This is a genomic window from Hydrogenophaga sp. YM1 (genome assembly GCF_016903055.1).
GTDB lineage: Bacteria > Pseudomonadota > Gammaproteobacteria > Burkholderiales > Burkholderiaceae_C > Hydrogenophaga > Hydrogenophaga borbori.
Genome location: NZ_CP070223.1, coordinates 4,023,418 through 4,040,837, shown reverse-complemented (window position 1 = coordinate 4,040,837; position 17,420 = coordinate 4,023,418). Strand labels below are relative to the sequence as shown.

At 66.2% G+C, this 17,420-nt stretch carries 24 protein-coding genes, 1 tRNA gene and 1 riboswitch; all 25 genes read left to right on the top strand.

Annotated elements, in window-relative coordinates:
• The first annotated feature begins 48 nt into the window (after positions 1-48).
• The 25 genes from JNX00_RS19035 (at position 49) to JNX00_RS18915 (ending at position 17,417) form a co-directional block, all read left to right on the top strand.
• Positions 49-942 (top strand): sugar ABC transporter permease, encoded by an 894-nt coding sequence (locus JNX00_RS19035; RefSeq protein WP_070399511.1) that lies wholly within the window; start codon positions 49-51, stop codon positions 940-942.
• Positions 935-1,747 (top strand): carbohydrate ABC transporter permease, encoded by an 813-nt coding sequence (locus JNX00_RS19030; protein ID WP_070399512.1) that lies wholly within the window; start codon positions 935-937, stop codon positions 1,745-1,747. Before JNX00_RS19035 ends, JNX00_RS19030 begins: the two co-directional genes overlap by 8 nt.
• A gap of 30 nt (positions 1,748-1,777) precedes the next feature.
• On the top strand, positions 1,778-2,086 hold the full coding sequence (locus tag JNX00_RS19025; protein ID WP_070399513.1) for a DUF2160 domain-containing protein: 309 nt from the start codon (positions 1,778-1,780) through the stop codon (positions 2,084-2,086).
• Between the two features lie 90 nt (positions 2,087-2,176).
• On the top strand, positions 2,177-3,907 hold the full coding sequence (locus tag JNX00_RS19020) for an ABC transporter substrate-binding protein (RefSeq protein ID WP_204743247.1): 1,731 nt from the start codon (positions 2,177-2,179) through the stop codon (positions 3,905-3,907).
• A gap of 63 nt (positions 3,908-3,970) precedes the next feature.
• On the top strand, positions 3,971-5,515 hold the full coding sequence (locus tag JNX00_RS19015; protein WP_070399515.1) for a glycerol-3-phosphate dehydrogenase/oxidase: 1,545 nt from the start codon (positions 3,971-3,973) through the stop codon (positions 5,513-5,515).
• 201 nt (positions 5,516-5,716) lie between these two features.
• Complete coding sequence (rplN, locus tag JNX00_RS19010) at positions 5,717-6,085, top strand: 50S ribosomal protein L14 (protein WP_009514936.1); 369 nt, start codon at positions 5,717-5,719, stop codon at positions 6,083-6,085.
• A 10-nt stretch (positions 6,086-6,095) separates the two neighbouring features.
• A complete protein-coding gene (gene rplX, locus JNX00_RS19005; RefSeq protein ID WP_204743245.1) occupies positions 6,096-6,416 on the top strand; it encodes a 50S ribosomal protein L24 in 321 nt (106 codons plus the stop codon).
• Positions 6,417-6,418: 2 nt separating this feature from the next.
• On the top strand, positions 6,419-6,958 hold the full coding sequence (gene rplE / locus JNX00_RS19000; protein ID WP_070399563.1) for a 50S ribosomal protein L5: 540 nt from the start codon (positions 6,419-6,421) through the stop codon (positions 6,956-6,958).
• Positions 6,959-6,966: 8 nt separating this feature from the next.
• Entirely contained in the window at positions 6,967-7,272 is a 306-nt protein-coding gene (rpsN, locus tag JNX00_RS18995; protein ID WP_070399517.1) for a 30S ribosomal protein S14, read from the top strand.
• An 18-nt stretch (positions 7,273-7,290) separates the two neighbouring features.
• Complete coding sequence (gene rpsH, locus JNX00_RS18990) at positions 7,291-7,686, top strand: 30S ribosomal protein S8 (protein ID WP_070399518.1); 396 nt, start codon at positions 7,291-7,293, stop codon at positions 7,684-7,686.
• Between the two features lie 24 nt (positions 7,687-7,710).
• On the top strand, positions 7,711-8,244 hold the full coding sequence (rplF, locus tag JNX00_RS18985; protein WP_070399519.1) for a 50S ribosomal protein L6: 534 nt from the start codon (positions 7,711-7,713) through the stop codon (positions 8,242-8,244).
• Positions 8,245-8,255: 11 nt separating this feature from the next.
• Positions 8,256-8,621: a 50S ribosomal protein L18 gene (gene rplR / locus JNX00_RS18980; RefSeq protein WP_070399520.1), complete on the top strand. Its 366-nt coding sequence runs from the start codon at positions 8,256-8,258 to the stop codon at positions 8,619-8,621.
• Positions 8,622-8,639: 18 nt separating this feature from the next.
• Positions 8,640-9,158: a 30S ribosomal protein S5 gene (gene rpsE, locus JNX00_RS18975; protein WP_070399521.1), complete on the top strand. Its 519-nt coding sequence runs from the start codon at positions 8,640-8,642 to the stop codon at positions 9,156-9,158.
• An 11-nt stretch (positions 9,159-9,169) separates the two neighbouring features.
• On the top strand, positions 9,170-9,352 hold the full coding sequence (rpmD, locus tag JNX00_RS18970; protein WP_070399522.1) for a 50S ribosomal protein L30: 183 nt from the start codon (positions 9,170-9,172) through the stop codon (positions 9,350-9,352).
• A gap of 14 nt (positions 9,353-9,366) precedes the next feature.
• Entirely contained in the window at positions 9,367-9,807 is a 441-nt protein-coding gene (rplO, locus tag JNX00_RS18965; RefSeq protein WP_070399523.1) for a 50S ribosomal protein L15, read from the top strand.
• Positions 9,808-9,830: 23 nt separating this feature from the next.
• A complete protein-coding gene (secY, locus tag JNX00_RS18960) occupies positions 9,831-11,150 on the top strand; it encodes a preprotein translocase subunit SecY (RefSeq protein ID WP_070399524.1) in 1,320 nt (439 codons plus the stop codon).
• Positions 11,151-11,153: 3 nt separating this feature from the next.
• Entirely contained in the window at positions 11,154-11,372 is a 219-nt protein-coding gene (gene infA, locus JNX00_RS18955) for a translation initiation factor IF-1 (protein WP_009514918.1), read from the top strand.
• 42 nt (positions 11,373-11,414) lie between these two features.
• Positions 11,415-11,528 carry a 50S ribosomal protein L36 gene (gene rpmJ, locus JNX00_RS18950; RefSeq protein WP_009514917.1) on the top strand — a complete coding sequence of 38 codons (114 nt, stop codon included), beginning with the start codon at positions 11,415-11,417 and terminating at the stop codon, positions 11,526-11,528.
• A 22-nt stretch (positions 11,529-11,550) separates the two neighbouring features.
• Entirely contained in the window at positions 11,551-11,916 is a 366-nt protein-coding gene (rpsM, locus tag JNX00_RS18945; RefSeq protein ID WP_009514915.1) for a 30S ribosomal protein S13, read from the top strand.
• Positions 11,917-11,934: 18 nt separating this feature from the next.
• A complete protein-coding gene (gene rpsK / locus JNX00_RS18940; protein WP_009514913.1) occupies positions 11,935-12,339 on the top strand; it encodes a 30S ribosomal protein S11 in 405 nt (134 codons plus the stop codon).
• 170 nt (positions 12,340-12,509) lie between these two features.
• Entirely contained in the window at positions 12,510-13,133 is a 624-nt protein-coding gene (gene rpsD / locus JNX00_RS18935; protein WP_070399525.1) for a 30S ribosomal protein S4, read from the top strand.
• A gap of 102 nt (positions 13,134-13,235) precedes the next feature.
• Positions 13,236-14,219 carry a DNA-directed RNA polymerase subunit alpha gene (gene rpoA / locus JNX00_RS18930; RefSeq protein WP_070399526.1) on the top strand — a complete coding sequence of 328 codons (984 nt, stop codon included), beginning with the start codon at positions 13,236-13,238 and terminating at the stop codon, positions 14,217-14,219.
• Between the two features lie 84 nt (positions 14,220-14,303).
• Positions 14,304-14,699 (top strand): 50S ribosomal protein L17, encoded by a 396-nt coding sequence (rplQ, locus tag JNX00_RS18925; protein ID WP_070399527.1) that lies wholly within the window; start codon positions 14,304-14,306, stop codon positions 14,697-14,699.
• Between the two features lie 17 nt (positions 14,700-14,716).
• Positions 14,717-14,793: transfer RNA gene (locus tag JNX00_RS18920), tRNA-Met, on the top strand.
• Between the two features lie 204 nt (positions 14,794-14,997).
• Positions 14,998-15,093, top strand: a riboswitch (glycine riboswitch).
• A 56-nt stretch (positions 15,094-15,149) separates the two neighbouring features.
• Positions 15,150-17,417, top strand: a complete 2,268-nt coding sequence (locus tag JNX00_RS18915) for a PBP1A family penicillin-binding protein (protein WP_239478179.1) — start codon at positions 15,150-15,152, stop codon at positions 17,415-17,417.
• The last annotated feature ends 3 nt before the right edge of the window (positions 17,418-17,420 follow it).

Here is a 17,420-nt window from a genome sequence, read left to right as displayed (position 1 = left end):
CCCGCCCGAAGGCGCTCGCACCGCAGTGCGCCGTACGGAGGTTTTTCCATGAGCGCGATCAACAAACCCGTGAACCAGAAGGCCTGGTGGCTGGTGTTGCCGGTCATCCTGTGCGTGGCCTTTTCGGCCGTGCTACCGCTGATGACGGTGGTGAACTACTCGGTGCAGGACATCATCTCGCCGCAGCGGCGCGTGTTCGTGGGCACCGAGTGGTTCGCCATGGTGATGCGCGACAGCGAGCTGCACCTGGCGCTGTGGCGCCAGATCCAGTTCTCGCTGGCGGTGCTGCTGGTGGAGATTCCGCTGGGCATCGCGCTGGCGCTGTCCATGCCCGCGCAGGGCTGGCGCGCCTCGGTGGTGCTGGTGATCGTGGCGCTGTCGCTGCTGATCCCCTGGAACGTGGTGGGCACCATCTGGCAGATCTTCGGGCGCACCGACATCGGCCTGCTCGGCCACACGCTGGAGCGCCTGGGCTTCGCCTACAGCTACACCGGCGACCCGAGCCACGCCTGGTGGACCGTGCTGGTCATGGACGTGTGGCACTGGACGCCGCTGGTGGCGCTGCTGGCCTACGCGGGCCTGCGCAGCATCCCCGACGCCTACTACCAGGCCGCCCGCATCGACGGCGCCAGCCCCTGGGCGGTGTTCCGCTACATCCAACTGCCCAAGATGCGCGGCGTGCTCATGATCGCCGTGCTGCTGCGCTTCATGGACAGCTTCATGATCTACACCGAGCCCTTCGTGCTCACCGGCGGCGGCCCGGGCAACGCCACCACCTTCCTGTCGCAGTACCTCACCACCAAGGCGGTCGGCCAGTTCGACCTAGGGCCCGCGGCCGCCTTCTCGCTGATCTACTTCTTCATCATCCTGCTGTTCTGCTTCGTGCTCTACAACTGGATGCAGAGCCTGGGCACGTCGGACAAGGAGCAGGGCCATGCGTGAATCCCGCTTCCGCGCGCGCACGCTGTTCCTGATCGCCTACCTGGTGTTCGCGCTGCTGCCCATCTACTGGATGGTGAACATGAGCTTCAAGACGAACGGGGAGATCCTGTCCTCGTTCACGCTGTGGCCCGAGACCTTCACCTGGGACAACTACCGCACCATCTTCACCGACGCCTCGTGGTACTCGGGCTACATCAACAGCCTGATCTACGTCGGCATCAACACCGTGATCTCGCTCACTGTGGCGCTGCCCGCGGCCTACGCTTTCTCGCGCTACCGCTTCCTGGGCGACAAGCACGTTTTCTTCTGGCTGCTCACCAACCGCATGACGCCACCGGCGGTGTTCCTGCTGCCCTTCTTTCAGCTCTACACCACGCTGGGCCTGATGGACACGCACATCGCCGTGGCGCTGGCGCACCTGCTGTTCAACGTGCCGCTGGCGGTGTGGATCCTCGAAGGCTTCATGAGCGGCATCCCGCGCGAGATCGACGAGACCGCCTACATCGACGGCTACAGCTTCCCGCGCTTCTTCTTCACCATCTTCCTGCCCCTCATCAAGGCCGGCGTGGGCGTGGCCGCGTTCTTCTGCTTCATGTTCAGCTGGGTGGAGCTGCTGCTGGCGCGCACGCTCACCAGCGTGAACGCCAAGCCCATCGTGGCGACGATGACGCGCACGGTGTCGGCCTCGGGCATGGACTGGGCCACGCTGGCGGCGGCCGGCGTGCTGACCATCGTGCCGGGGGCGATCGTCATCTGGTTCGTGCGGCACTACATCGCGAAGGGCTTCGCGATGGGCCGCGTCTGACAAGTCTGTTCCCAACGATTGGAGGACCCCATGTTCGACTGGATGGTCTGGACCCCGCCGGTGGCGATCTTCTTCACCGCCATCGCGCTGCTGCTCTTTGGCATGACGGTGTGGGAGGTTCGCGCGCCCACCATCGAGCGCAAGGGCTTTCTGCCCATGAAGACCACGCGCGGCGACCGGCTCTTCGTGGGCCTGCTCGGCGCCGCCTACGTCAACCTGGCCTTCGTCGGCATGGCCGGCCGCTTCGCCGAATGGTTCCGGCTGGAGCAGGAACCCTCGGCCTGGATCGGTTTCGCCGTCTCGATGCTGTGGCTCGCGCTGGTGATGCGCAAGGGCTGAGCGACGTTTTCAACGACCGGACCGCCGCTTCCCCGGTGCCGTGTCGATCCGCTGGCGGGGAGGCACACCATCAACACCCAAGGAGACAACATGAAACTGCGACACACGGCGCTCGCTGCGCTGATCGCGACCGGCGCCGCGCTGCCCGCCTGGGCGGACGAGGCCGCCGCCAAGCGGTGGATCGACAGTGAGTTCCAGCCGTCGACCCTGAGCAAGGCCCAGCAGGCGGCCGAGCTCAAGTGGTTCATCGACGCCGCCGAGAAGCTCAAGGCCAAGGGCGTCAAGGAAATCTCGGTGGTGTCCGAGACCATCACCACGCACGAGTACGAGTCCAAGACCCTGGCCAAGGCCTTCAGCGAGATCACGGGCATCACCGTCAAGCACGACCTGATCCAGGAAGGCGACGTGGTCGAGAAGCTGCAGACCTCGATGCAATCGGGCAAGTCCATCTACGACGGCTGGATCAGCGACTCCGACCTCATCGGCACCCACTACCGCTACGGCCAGATCCTCAACCTCACCGACTACATGGCCGGTGCGGGCAAGGACTTCACCAACCCGGGTCTCGACCTCAAGGACTTCATCGGCACCAAGTTCACCACCGGCCCCGACGGCAAGCTCTACCAGCTGCCCGACCAGCAGTTCGCCAACCTCTACTGGTTCCGCGCCGACCTGTTCGCGCGCCAGGACCTGAAAGACAAGTTCAAGGCCAAGTACGGCTACGACCTCGGCGTGCCGCTGAACTGGAGCGCCTACGAGGACATCGCCGAGTTCTTCACCAACGACGTGAAGACCATCGACGGCAAGCCCATTTACGGCCACATGGACTACGGCAAGAAGGACCCGTCGCTGGGCTGGCGCTTCACCGACGCCTGGCTCTCCATGGCCGGCACCGCCGACATCGGCACGCCCAACGGACTGCCGATCGATGAATGGGGCATCCGCGTGGCCGCCGACAAGTGCACGCCGGTGGGTGCCTCGGTGGCGCGCGGCGGCGCGACCAACTCCCCGGCGGCCGTCTACGCGCTCACCAAGTACGTGGACTGGATGAAGAAGTACGCGCCCAAGGAAGCCACGGGCATGACCTTTGGCGAGGCCGGCCCGGTGCCCGCCCAGGGCCAGATCGCGCAGCAGATCTTCTGGTACACGGCCTTCACCGCCGACATGACCAAGCCGGGACTGCCGGTGGTCAATGCCGACGGCACGCCCAAGTGGCGCATGGCCCCCGGCCCCAACGGCCCGTACTGGAAGCAGGGCATGCAGAACGGCTACCAGGACGTGGGCTCCTGGACCTTCTTCAAGAACCACGACGCCAACCGCACCGCGGCGGCCTGGCTGTACGCGCAGTTCATCACCGCCAAGACCACCTCGCTGAAGAAGACCATCGTCGGCCTCACGCCGATCCGCGAGAGCGACATCCAGAGCAAGGCCATGACCGACATGGCGCCCAAGCTTGGGGGGCTGGTGGAGTTCTACCGCTCGCCCGCGCGTGTGGCCTGGAGCCCCACAGGCACCAACGTGCCCGACTACCCCAAGCTCGCGCAGCTGTGGTGGCAGAACGTGGCGCAGGCCGTCACGGGTGAAAAAACGCCGCAGCAGGCCATGGACGGCCTGGCCGACCAGATGGACCAGGTGATGGCCCGCCTGGAGCGCGCCGGCATGGAACGCTGCGCGCCCAAGCTCAATCCCAAGGGCGACCCCAACAAGTGGCTGAGCGACAAGGCCGCGCCCTGGAAGAAGCTGGCGAACGAGAAGCCCAAGGGCGAGACCATCGCCTACGATCAGCTGCTCAACGCCTGGAAAGCGGGCAAGGTCCGCTGACCGATATCCCGCGCCGCGTTGCCCCGGGCGCCTCATGCCCGGGGCCCGTCCGCCCTGTTTCGCATGAACCGAGAACAACGACTCGCCTCCCTTGCCGAGACCGAACGCTTCGACCTGGTGGTCGTGGGCGGTGGTGCCACCGGCCTGGGCGTGGCGCTCGACGCCGCGCTGCGCGGCTTCTCTGTCGCCTTGTTCGAATCGCATGATTTCGCCGGCGGCACGTCTTCGCGCGCCACCAAGCTGCTGCACGGTGGCGTGCGCTACCTCGCGCAAGGCAACGTGGCCCTGGTGCGCGAGGCCCTGGCCGAGCGCACCACGGTCATGGCCATCGCGCCCCACCTGGCTCAGCCGCTGCCTTTCGTCATGCCCAGCCACCAGTGGTGGCAGACGCCGTTCTACGGCATCGGGCTCAAGCTGTACGACCTGCTGGCCGGGCGCGCCGGCCTCGGGTCCACCGAGTTCCTCGACCGCGCCCACACCCTGGAGGCCCTGCCGGGCGTGAACCCCCAGGGCCTCAAGGGCGGTGTGCGCTACTGGGACGGCCAGTTCGACGACGCGCGCCTGGCCATCGCGCTGGCGCGCACCGCCGAGGTCGCGGGCGCGTCGGTGTTTAACCATGCCGAGGTGAGCGCCATCGCCGCCGACGGCGACGGCCACGCGCTCACCGTGAAAGACCGCGTGGGCGGCGCCGAACACCGGGTGCGCGCGCGCTGTGTGGTCAACGCCACCGGCGTCTGGGTCGACGCCCTGCGCGAGGCCGCGGGCACGCCCTCGCACATGGTGCGGCCCAGCCAGGGCGTGCACCTGGTGGTCGACCGCGACTTTCTGGGCGGGGAGCACGCGCTGCTGGTGCCCAGGACGCGCGACGGCCGCGTGCTATTCGCCGTGCCCTGGCTGGGCAAACTGATCCTGGGGACCACCGACACGCCGCGCCAGGACCTGGCGCGCGAGCCCGAACCGTTCGCGCAAGAGCTGAGCTTCATCCTCGACGAAGCCTCGCGTGCGCTCAGCCGGCCGGTGCGACGTGCCGACATCCGCAGCGCCTGGGTCGGCCTGCGCCCGCTGGTGGCGCCGCCGAGCGACGGCGGCGCCGGTACCAAGGCGCTGTCGCGCGAGCACACGGTGGTGGTCGACCGCAACGGGCTGGTCACGGTCACCGGTGGCAAATGGACCACCTACCGCGCCATGGCCGAGGACGTCCTGCAGCAGTGCTTCGACGCCGGCCGCCTGCCGCCCCGCGCCGGTGGGCAGAGCGCCAGGCACCGGCTGGTGGGCGCGCCGGTGCGCGCATCGGTGCCGATCCATGCCGCGCCCGGCTGGCACCTGTACGGCACCGAGGCCGAGCGGGTGCGTGGCCTGCCCGGCGCCGACCAGGCGCTGGGCCTGGGCCTGCACGCCGCGATGGTGCGGTTCGCGGTTCGTTGTGAGCATGCGCTCACTGTTGAAGATGTGTTGGCCCGCCGCTGGCGTGCACTCTTCCTGGACGCCATCCAGGCGGCGCGCATGGCGGGCTCGGTGGCCGCCATCCTGCGCGAAGAGGGCATCGCCGATCCGCGCACCGACGACTTCCTGGCGCTCGCCCATCGTTACGCCGCGCCCGGCCTTTGACGCAGTTTTCGATTCATGCCATAATGCGCGGCTTCGCTCCCTTTTGGGGGTGATGTATCTTGGCGAAAGCCTTCTGCCCACCGAAGGGTGGCCTCCGCCGCGGCAGCAGCCGCTTGCAGTGGAAGCCCTCCAACGACGGGCCCAAGACTGATCGCTGCTGTCCGTGGTGGACAACAGCATTCAAGTTGGGACTTAAATCAAATGATTCAAACGCAATCTCGACTCGATGTTGCTGACAACACGGGTGCGAAATCCGTGATGTGCATCAAGGTGCTCGGCGGCTCCAAGCGCCGCTACGCCAGCGTGGGCGATGTCATCAAGGTCAGCATCAAGGAAGCAGCGCCTCGCGGCCGCGTCAAAAAGGGCGAGGTCTACAACGCCGTGGTGGTGCGCACCGCCAAGGGCATTCGCCGCCAGGACGGCGCACTGATCAAGTTCGATGGCAACGCGGCTGTGTTGCTCAACGCCAAGCTGGAGCCCATCGGCACCCGCATCTTCGGCCCGGTGACGCGCGAGCTGCGCACCGAGAAGTTCATGAAGATCGTGTCGCTGGCCCCTGAGGTCCTCTGAGGTAAGCAGCATGAACAAGATTCGCAAAGGTGACCAGGTCATCGTCCTCACGGGGCGCGACAAGGGCAAGCGCGGCACGGTGCTCGAGCGCACCGACGAGCAGCATGTCGTGGTCGAGGGTGTCAACGTCGTCAAGAAGCACGCCAAGCCCAACCCGATGAAGGGTGTGACCGGCGGCATGGTCGAGAAGACCATGCCCATCGATCAGTCCAACGTGGCGATTTTCAACGCGGTGACCGGCAAGGCCGACCGCGTGGGCATCAAGGTTCAGGCCGATGGCAAGCGCGTTCGCGTCTACAAGTCCAGCGGCGAAGAGATCAAGGTGGCATGACCATGGCACGTTTCAAGCAACACTACGCCGAGAAGGTGGCGCCCGAGCTGACCAAGAAGTTCGGCTACAAGTCGCCGATGGAGGTGCCGCGCATCACCAAGATCACGCTCAACATGGGCGTGAGCGAGGCGGTCGCCGACAAGAAGGTGATGGACAACGCCGTGGGCGACCTCACCAAGATCGCTGGCCAGAAGCCCGTCGTGACCAAGGCCAAGAAGGCCATCGCCGGCTTCAAGATCCGTGAGCAACAGGCCATCGGCTGCATGGTCACGCTGCGCGGCGCCCGCATGTACGAATTCCTCGACCGCTTCGTCACCGTGGCCCTGCCCCGCGTGCGCGACTTCCGCGGTATCTCGGGTCGTTCGTTCGATGGCCGTGGCAACTACAACATCGGCGTCAAGGAACAGATCATCTTCCCCGAGATCGAGTACGACAAGGTCGATGCCCTGCGTGGCCTGAACATCAGCATCACGACGACCGCCAAGACCGACGAAGAGTGCAAGGCTCTGCTGGCGGGTTTCCGTTTCCCCTTCAAGAACTGAGGTGGCGTGTGGCTAAACAAGCACTGCTCCAACGTGAACTCAAGCGCGAGAAGCTCGCCGCCAAGTTCGCCAAGAAATACAACGAGCTCAAGGCCATCGCCGGCGACGCCAAGAAGTCGGACGAAGAGCGCGACGCCGCCCGCCTGGCCCTGCAAAAGTTGCCCCGCAACGCGAACCCGACCCGTCAGCGCAACCGCTGCGAGATCACCGGTCGCCCGCGTGGCACCTTCAACCACTTCGGCCTGGCCCGCGCCAAGGTCCGCGAAATGGCTTTTGCCGGTGAAATTCCCGGCATCACCAAAGCCAGCTGGTAAGCCTTAGGAGAACCCCACATGAGCATGAGTGATCCTATCGCCGACATGTTGACCCGTGTCCGCAACGCGCAGATGGTCGAAAAGGCCACCGTGGCGATGCCGGCGTCGAAAGTGAAAGCGGCGATCGCCCAGGTCCTGAAGGACGAGGGCTACATCGAAGACTTCAAGGTGGTCAACGAAGGCGGCAAGAGCGAGCTGGTCATCACCCTGAAGTACTACGCCGGCCGTCCCGTGATCGAGCGCATCGAGCGCGTGAGCCGTCCCGGCCTGCGCGTCTACCGTGGCCGCAACGCCATTCCCCAGGTCCAGAACGGCCTCGGCGTGGCGATCGTGACCACCCCGCGCGGCGTCATGACCGATCGCAAGGCGCGCGCCACCGGTGTCGGTGGTGAAGTGCTGTGCTACGTGGCCTGATGCGGGCATCGAGGAGAGACTGAAATGTCACGTATTGGAAAACTGCCGATCACGGTTCCCACCGGGGTCGAGGTCGTTGTCAAGGACGGCCTGATCAACGTCAAGGGCGCCAACGGGGCCCTGAGCCTGGCCGCCAACGCGCTGGTCAAGATCGACATCAACGCCGGCAAGGTGACCTTCGCGCCGGTCGACGAGTCGCGCGAGGCGAACGCCATGTCGGGCACCATGCGCCAGCTGGTCAACAACATGGTCACTGGTGTCAGCAAAGGCTTCGAGAAGAAGCTCAACCTGGTCGGTGTGGGTTTCAAGGCCCAGGCCCAGGGCGCCAAGCTCAACCTCACGGTGGGCTTCTCGCACCCGGTGATCATGGACATGCCTGCCGGCATCAAGGTGGAAACGCCCGCGCCCACGGAAATCGTGATCAAGGGTGCCGACCGCCAGCGCGTCGGCCAAATCGCGTCGGAAGTGCGCGCCGTGCGTCCGCCCGAGCCCTACAAGGGCAAGGGCATCCGCTATGCGGATGAGAAGGTCGTGATCAAGGAAACCAAGAAGAAATAAGGAGTCCGATCATGCTGACCAAGAAAGAACAACGCCTGCGCCGCGCGCGCCAGACCCGCATTCGCATCGCCCAGCAAGGCGCGGTGCGCCTGACGGTGAACCGCACCAACCTGCACATCTACGCCAACGTCGTGTCCGCCGACGGCTCGCGCATCCTCGCCTCGGCTTCCACGGCCGAGAAGGAAGTGCGCGCCCAACTGGGCGCCTCGGGCAAGGGTGGCAATGCCGCCGCTGCCGCCGTCATCGGCAAGCGCATCGCCGAGAAGGCGAAGGCCGCCGGCATCGAGAAAGTGGCGTTCGACCGCTCGGGCTTTGCCTACCACGGCCGCGTCAAGGCCCTTGCAGACGCCGCCCGCGAGGCCGGCCTGCAGTTCTGATGAAACGGGATCAACGACATGGCTAAGTTTCAGGCAAACATCAAGAACGAAGCGAACGAGGACGGTCTGCGCGAAAAGATGATCGCGATCAACCGCGTGACCAAGGTGGTCAAGGGCGGTCGCATCCTCGGTTTCGCAGCGCTCACCGTCGTCGGCGACGGCGATGGCCGCGTGGGCATGGGCAAGGGCAAGGCGCGTGAAGTGCCGGTGGCCGTGCAGAAGGCCATGGAGCAGGCACGCCGCAACATGATCAAGGTGTCGCTCAAGGATGGCTCCCTGCACCATGCGGTGCACGGCGAACACGGCGCCTCGAACGTGATGATGCTGCCGGCCGTCAAGGGTACCGGCATCATCGCCGGCGGCCCGATGCGCGCCGTCTTCGAAGTGCTGGGCGTGACCGACGTCGTGGCCAAGAGCCACGGTTCGAGCAACCCCTACAACCTGGTGCGCGCCACGCTGGACGCGCTCGAGAAGTCCACCACCCCGGCCGAGGTCGCCGCCAAGCGCGGCAAGACGGTCGAGGAAATTCTGGGCTGAGAGGAATCCCGATGAGCACTCCCAACACCCTGAAGGTCCAGCTCGTGCGCAGCCCCATCGGCTGCAAGCAGAGCCACCGCGACACCGTGCGCGGCCTGGGCCTGCGCAAGCTCAACAGCATCAGCGAACTGCAGGACACCCCGGCCGTGCGCGGCATGATCAACAAGATCAGCTACCTGGTCAAAGTCCTCTGATCGGAGACGACGACATGGAACTCAACAACATCAAGCCAGCCGAAGGCGCCAAGCACGTGAAGCGTCGCGTGGGCCGCGGCATCGGTTCGGGCCTGGGCAAGACCGCGGGTCGCGGCCACAAAGGCCAGAAATCGCGGGCCGGTGGCTACCACAAGGTGGGCTTCGAAGGCGGCCAGATGCCGATGCAGCGCCGTCTGCCCAAGCGTGGCTTCAAGTCCGCGCTGCTGCAGTTCAACGCCGAAGTGACCCTGGGCCAGCTCAACGCGATCGAGGCCGCCGAGATCGACGTTCTGGTGCTCAAGCAGCTCGGCCTCGTGCCCCAGCTCGCCAAGCGCGTGAAGGTCATCAAGTCCGGTGAGATCACGCGCGCCGTGACGCTCAAGGACGTGCTGCCGACCGCTGGCGCCAAGGCCGCGATCGAAGCCGCCGGCGGCAAAGTCGCCGCGGCCGCCTGAACACGCCCGTTCGAAAGGACCTCGTGGCAACCGCTTCCCCGTCCCTGGCCAAGACCGGCAAGTACGGCGACCTGCGTCGCCGGCTGGTCTTCCTGCTGCTGGCGCTGGTGGTGTACCGCATCGGCGCGCACATTCCTGTGCCGGGCATCAATCCGGAGCAGCTCCAACAGCTCTTCCAAGGGCAGCAGGGCGGCATCCTGAGCCTGTTCAATATGTTCTCGGGCGGCGCGCTTTCGCGTTTCACCGTGTTCGCGTTGGGCATCATGCCGTACATCTCGGCCTCCATCATCATGCAGCTCATGACGTACGTGATCCCCACGTTCGAGCAGCTGAAGAAGGAGGGCGAAGCGGGCCGCCGCAAGATCACCCAGTACACGCGCTACGGCACGTTGGCGCTGGCGATCTTCCAGGCCATGGGCATCGCGCTGGCGTTGGAAGGCCAGGCGGGTCTCGTGATCGATCCGGGCATGGGCTTTCGCCTCACGGCGGTGGTGAGCCTGGTGGCGGGCACGATGTTTCTGATGTGGCTCGGCGAGCAGATCACCGAGCGCGGCCTGGGCAACGGCATTTCGCTGCTGATCTTCGCTGGTATCGCGGCGGGTCTGCCCAATGCGGTCGGCGGTCTGCTCGAGCTCGTGCGCACGGGTGCCATGAATGTGCTGGTGGCGCTGTTCATCATCGCGCTGGTGATCCTGGTCACCTATTTCGTGGTGTTCGTGGAACGTGGCCAGCGCAAGATCCTGGTGAACTACGCGCGCCGTCAGGTGGGCAACAAGGTGTACGGCGGTCAGTCGTCGCACCTGCCGCTCAAGCTGAACATGGCTGGCGTGATCCCGCCGATCTTTGCCTCGTCCATCATCCTGCTGCCCACCACGGTGGTGAGCTGGCTGAGCACGGGTGACTCGACCCGCTGGCTGCGCGACCTGGCTTCGGCCCTGTCGCCCGGGCAGCCGATCTACGTGGCGCTGTACGCGGCGGCCATCATCTTTTTCTGCTTCTTCTACACCGCCCTGGTCTTCAACAGCCGGGAAACCGCGGACAACCTGAAGAAGAGTGGCGCCTTCATCCCCGGTATTCGTCCGGGCGACCAGACGGCCCGCCACATCGACAAGATCCTGCTTCGGCTGACGTTTGCCGGTGCGATCTATATCACCGCGGTGTGCCTGCTGCCCGAGTTTCTGATCCTGGAATACAACGTGCCCTTCTACTTCGGTGGCACGTCCCTCCTGATCATCGTGGTCGTGACCATGGATTTCATGGCCCAGGTGCAAAACTACATGATGTCGCAGCAGTACGAATCGCTGCTCAAGAAAGCGAATTTCAAGACTTCCCTCGGCAACTGAACCATGGCCAAGGACGACGTGATCGAAATGCAGGGTGAGGTGGTTGAAAACCTCCCCAATGCGACTTTCCGCGTCAAGCTCGAAAACGGGCACGTGGTCCTCGGCCACATCTCCGGCAAGATGCGCATGCACTACATCCGCATCCTGCCTGGCGACAAGGTCAAAGTGGAGCTCACGCCCTACGACCTGACCCGTGCCCGCATCGTGTTCCGCGCCAAGTGAAGCGCCTGTACTGAACGTTTACCGGATTTCTAGGAGAAGAAAATGAGAGTTTCGGCTTCGGTCAAGAAGATGTGCCGCAACTGCAAGATCATCAAACGCCACGGCGTCGTGCGTGTGATCTGCACCGATCCCCGCCACAAGCAGCGTCAAGGCTGATCGATTCGTCAAGAGGATTCACATGGCTCGTATTGCAGGCATCAACATTCCGCCGCACAAGCACGCCGAGATCGGCCTGACGGCGATCTTCGGTATCGGCCGCACCCGCGCTCGCCAGATCTGCGACGCGTGCGGTATCGCGTACAGCAAGAAGATCAAGGACCTCTCCGACGCGGAGCTCGAGAAGGTGCGTGACCAGGTGGGCACGTTCACCATCGAGGGTGACCTGCGCCGCGAGACCACGATGAACATCAAGCGCCTGATGGACATCGGCTGCTACCGTGGCTTCCGCCATCGCCGCGGCCTGCCGATGCGTGGTCAGCGCACCAAGACCAACGCACGCACGCGCAAGGGTCCGCGCAAGGCCGCCCAGTCGCTGAAGAAGTAATCGGTTCGAAGGAAAACCATGGCCAAGTCCCCCTCCAGCAGCGCCGCCGCCCGCGTTCGCAAGAAAGTCCGCAAGAACATCGCGGACGGCATTGCGCACGTGCACGCGTCGTTCAACAACACCATCATCACCATCACCGACCGCCAGGGCAACGCGCTGTCGTGGGCGTCGTCGGGTGGCCAGGGCTTCAAGGGTTCGCGCAAGTCGACCCCCTTCGCGGCCCAGGTGGCCTCCGAAGTGGCCGGCCGCGCCGCGATGGAACAGGGCATCAAGAACCTCGACGTCGAGATCAAGGGTCCCGGCCCGGGTCGCGAGTCGTCGGTGCGTGCGCTGGGTGCCCTGGGCATCCGCATCACCTCGATTTCCGACGTGACGCCCGTGCCCCACAACGGCTGCCGCCCCCAGAAGCGCCGCCGCATCTGAGCCCGTCTTTACCTGGCGTTTGGCTTCGCGCTAGAATGCCAGGTTCTCCGAGCGCCACCGTAGTCATGCTGCGGTGGCATTTTTGCTAAGCCCACCGCCCCCGCCATCGCGGGATGGCTCCCGCAATCACAGTCCCTGTGGGTTGCGGCAGACGACAAAAGGAAACCAACGTGGCACGTTACCTCGGCCCCAAGGCCAAACTGTCCCGTCGCGAAGCCAGCGACCTGCTGCTCAAGAGCGCGCGCCGCTCGATCAGCGACAAGGCCAAGTTCGACTCCAAGCCCGGCCAGCACGGCCGCACCTCGGGCCAGCGCACCTCCGACTTTGGCGTGCAGCTGCGTGAGAAGCAGAAGGTCAAGCGCACCTACGGCGTGCTCGAGCGCCAGTTCCGCCGCTACTTCGCCGAGGCCGACCGCCGCCGCGGCAACACCGGCGCCAACCTGCTGTTCCTGCTCGAGTCGCGCCTGGACAACGTCGTGTTCCGCATGGGCTTCGCCTCCACCCGCGCCGAAGCGCGCCAGATCGTGTCGCACAAGGCCATCACGGTGAACGGCCAGTCGGTCAACATCCCGTCCTTCCTGGTCAAGGCCGGTGACGTGGTCGCTGTGCGCGAGAAGTCCAAGAAGCAGGCCCGCGTGATCGAGGCGCTGGAACTGGCCAAGCAGATCGGCTTCCCCGGCTGGGTCGAAGTGTCGGTCGACAAGGTCGAAGGCGTCTTCAAGAAGACCCCTGACCGCGATGAATTCGGCTCGGACATCAACGAGTCGCTCATCGTCGAACTGTATTCGCGTTAATCCCGTCCCCGGCCGGGCGCGGCATCCGCTGCGTCGCCGGGCCATTCCATGCTCCGTCTGCCTTATCGGTGTAACGAGCCGAGGGAACTGAAGGAAGTCTGAATGCTGAACAACCTGCTCAAGCCCAAGTCCATCAACGTCGAGCAACTCTCGGCCAATCGCGCCAAGGTCACGCTGGAGCCCTTCGAACGTGGCTACGGGCACACCCTGGGCAACGCCCTGCGCCGCGTGCTGCTGTCGTCCATGGTGGGCCATGCCCCCACCGAAGTGACCATCGCTGGCGTGGTGCACGAATACTCGTCCATCGACGGCGTTCAGGAAGACGTGGTCAACCTGCTGCTCAACCTCAAGGGCGTGGTGTTCAAGCTCCACAACCGCGACGAGGTGACCCTGAGTCTGCGCAAGGACGGTGAAGGGGTCGTGACGGCCGCCGACATCCAGACCCCGCACGACGTCGAGATCGTCAACCCCGACCACGTCATCGCCACGCTGTCGGCCGGTGCCAAACTGGACATGCAGATCAAGGTCGAGAAGGGCCGCGGCTACGTGCCCGGCACCCTGCGCCGCGGCGACGAAGCCGCCCGCTCGATCGGCCGCATCGTCCTCGACGCCTCCTTCTCGCCGGTCAAGCGCGTGAGCTACACGGTGGAAAGCGCCCGCGTCGAGCAGCGCACCGACCTCGACAAGCTCGTGCTCGAGATCGAGACCAACGGCTCCATTGGCCCCGAAGAGGCCGTGCGCGCCTCGGCCAAGATCCTCGTTGAACAGCTCGCCGTGTTCGCCCAGCTGGAAGGCGCCGACCTCTTCACCGAGGCCCCGCAACAGCGCAGCTCGCAGCAGTTCGATCCGATCCTGCTGCGTCCCGTGGACGAGCTCGAACTCACCGTGCGTTCGGCGAACTGCCTGAAGGCCGAGAACATCTATTACATCGGTGACCTGATTCAGCGCACCGAGAACGAGCTGCTCAAGACCCCGAACCTGGGCCGCAAGTCGCTCAACGAAATCAAGGAAGTGTTGGCCTCGCGTGGTCTCACGCTGGGCATGAAGCTCGAGAACTGGCCGCCCGCCGGCCTCGACAAGCACTGATCTCAACCCTGAGCCTTCGGGCCAGGCCATGACGAACCGCCGGTACCTGATACGGCCGGCGGCAAAAGACGGAAAGGAAACACCATGCGTCACGGACACGGACTTCGCAAACTCAACCGCACCAGCGAGCACCGCCTGGCGATGCTGCGCAACATGATGAACTCGCTGCTCACGCACGAGGCCATCAAGACCACGCTGCCCAAGGCCAAGGAACTGCGCCGGGTCGTCGAACCCATGATCACCCTGGCCAAGGAGCCGACGGTGGCGAACCGCCGCCTCGCCTTCAACCGCCTGCGCGACCGCGATGTGGTGGTCAAGCTCTTTGACGAACTCGGTCCGCGCTTCAAGGCCCGTCCCGGTGGCTACACCCGCATCCTGAAGATGGGTTTCCGCGTGGGCGACAACGCGCCCATGGCCCTGGTGGAGCTGGTGGACCGCGCCGAACCGGCCGCCGACGCCGGTGAAGCCGACAAAGCGTGATATAATTTTTGGCTTGACGCGGAGTGGAGCAGCCTGGTAGCTCGTTGGGCTCATAACCCAAAGGTCGCAAGTTCAAATCTTGCCTCCGCAACCAAACAAACCCAGTGCCAGCTGGTGAAGAAGGCCCTCAAATCGAGGGCCTTTTTTCTTTGTGGCGCCGCGAGTGTCCGCCGCGCGCGGCGTCGGCAGGCGAAGGCCCGGATGCCATAATCGCCGCACTGCGGGAGAGCGGGGCCTCGGGCCCCCGCCGAAGGCGCAAACTCCCATCATCGCTCAGGCACCAGGACCGCAGCCACCTATTTCGCCGACTGGAGAGTGGCCTTCGCACGGCCCACCGAAGGGGCAAGCCGCGTCAGCGGCTGAAACTCTCAGGTTCAAGGACAGAGGGAGAGGCGCAGCAGGTTCGTGTCGATGCGACGCGAACGCCTGCGACCACCTATTGGAGTCCTGGTGCCTTCCCCCATCCCGCACAACCCCACGTCCCGGGTCGCGTCGACGCGCTTTGCCATCGCTCTCATCCTGGGCCTGCTCGCCGGCCTCTCGCTGGGCGGGGCCTACGCGCTTCACCGCCTGTGGCTGGAGCTGCCGAGCGTGGCGGCGCTGACCGACTACCAGCCCAAGCTGCCGCTGCGCATCCACGCCAGGGACGGCCGCCTGTTGGCCGAGTACGGTGAGGAGCGCCGCGAGCTCGTGGCGATCGAGCAGATTCCCAAGCGCATGCGCGAGGCGCTGCTGGCCATCGAGGACGCGGGCTTCTACGCGCACCGCGGCGTGGACTTCTCCGGGCTGGCGCGCGCCGCCTGGAGCAACCTGTTCGCCGGCGGGCGCGCGCAGGGCGGCAGCACCATCACCATGCAAGTGGCCCGCATGTTCTTTCTTAGCCCCGAGAAGACCTACCGCCGCAAGATCATGGAGGTCTTGCTGGCCTACAAGCTCGAGTTGCACCACGACAAAGACACGCTGCTCGAGCTGTACATGAACCAGGTCTACCTGGGCGAGCGCGCCTATGGCTTTGCCGCCGCCGCCTCGGTGTACTTCGACAAGGCGCTGCATGAGCTCACGCTGGCCGAGGCCGCGATGCTGGCCGGCCTGCCCAAGGCACCGTCGGCCTACAACCCCGTGGTCAACCGCGAGCGCGCGGTCGTGCGGCAGCGCCACATCCTGTCGCGCCTGCTGGCGCTGGGCTGGATCGACCAGCCCGCGCACGACCAGGCCCTGGCCGAGCCCCTGGTCCTGCGGTCACCCGAACGCTTGGGTGGACTGTACGTGGGGCATGCCGTGGAGCAGGCCCGCCAGCGGGTGGTGGAGCGTTTCGGAGACGAGGCGTACACGCGCGGCCTGGACGTGGTCCTCAGCATCGACGCGGACCTGCAGCGCGAGGCCATGCGCGCGCTGCGCGGCGGTTTGCTGCGCGCCCAGCAGCGGCACGGCTACGCCGGACCGGAAGCCCGGCTGCCCCCGCCCTGGCGCTTCGACGGGCCGGGGCTGAGGCGCGCGCTGGCCCCGTACCCCGACAGCGGCGAGCTGCAGGCGGCCCTGGTGCGCGGGGTGTCGTCCGCGGGCCTGCAGGCCCACCTGCGCGACGGCAGCGCCATCGCGCTCGCGCATCGCGCCGGGCGGGGTCCGCGCATCGAGGCGGGTTCGGTGATCCGCGTGCGGCGCGATGGGGCGCAAGCCTGGCGCCTGGCCCAGTTGCCGCGGATGGAGGGCGCCCTGGTCTCCATCGACATGGACACCGGCCACATCCTGGCCCTGGCCGGTGGCTTCGACCCGCGCCTGGGCCAGTACGACCACGCCATGCAGGCCCTGCGCCAACCCGGCTCCACCTTCAAGCCATTTGTCTACTCCGCGGCGCTGGAGCGCGGCTACTTCCCCGGCACGCTGGTGGAAGACCGCCAGCGCGTGGTGACGCCGGCTGCCCCGGGGCGCCGCGCCTGGGCCCCCCGCAACTACGGCGACCGCTACGACGGCTTCCTGACCGCCCGCGACGCGCTGGCGCGTTCCCGCAACGTGGCCACGGTGAACCTCATGGAGGCGGCGGGCGCGGCGCACGTGCGCGATTTCGCGGCGCGCTTCGGTTTCGATCCGCAACACAACCCGGCGACCCTGCCGCTGGCCCTGGGCGCCGGCGCGGTCTCGCCGCTGGGGCTGGCGCAGGCCTACGCGGTGTTCGGCAGCGGCGGCGAATGGCGCCCCGCCGTGCTGATCACCCGCGTGAGCGAGCGTGGCGGCGCCGTGCTGTTCGACGCCGCCGACCGCGCGCCGGCGGTGCGCGCCGTCTCCGAGCGCAACGCCTACATCGTGGACAGCATGCTGCGCGACGTCGTGCAGCAGGGCACGGCGCGGCGCGCCCTGCGCCTGGACCGCCCCGACGTGGCGGGCAAGACCGGCACCTCCAACCAGGCCCGCGACGTGTGGTTCGCGGGCTATTCGTCGGGGGTGTCCACCGTGGTGTGGATGGGCTACGACCAGCCGCGCAGCCTGGGCCGGGCCACCGGGGCCACGCACGCGCTGCCTGTGTGGACCGAGTTCATGGCCCGCGCCGTGGCCGACCGCGCGCCGCGCCTGCGCGAGCGGCCCGGCGGCGTCGTGGTCCATGCTGGCGACTACGCCTATGCGGAGTACGTGAGCGACGTGTGTGTGCAGGACGACAACGGCCGGGTGGCGGGGCCGTTCGACTGCGCGCCGCAGGCGCCAGGCGAGGCGCCGCCGGGTTGAGGG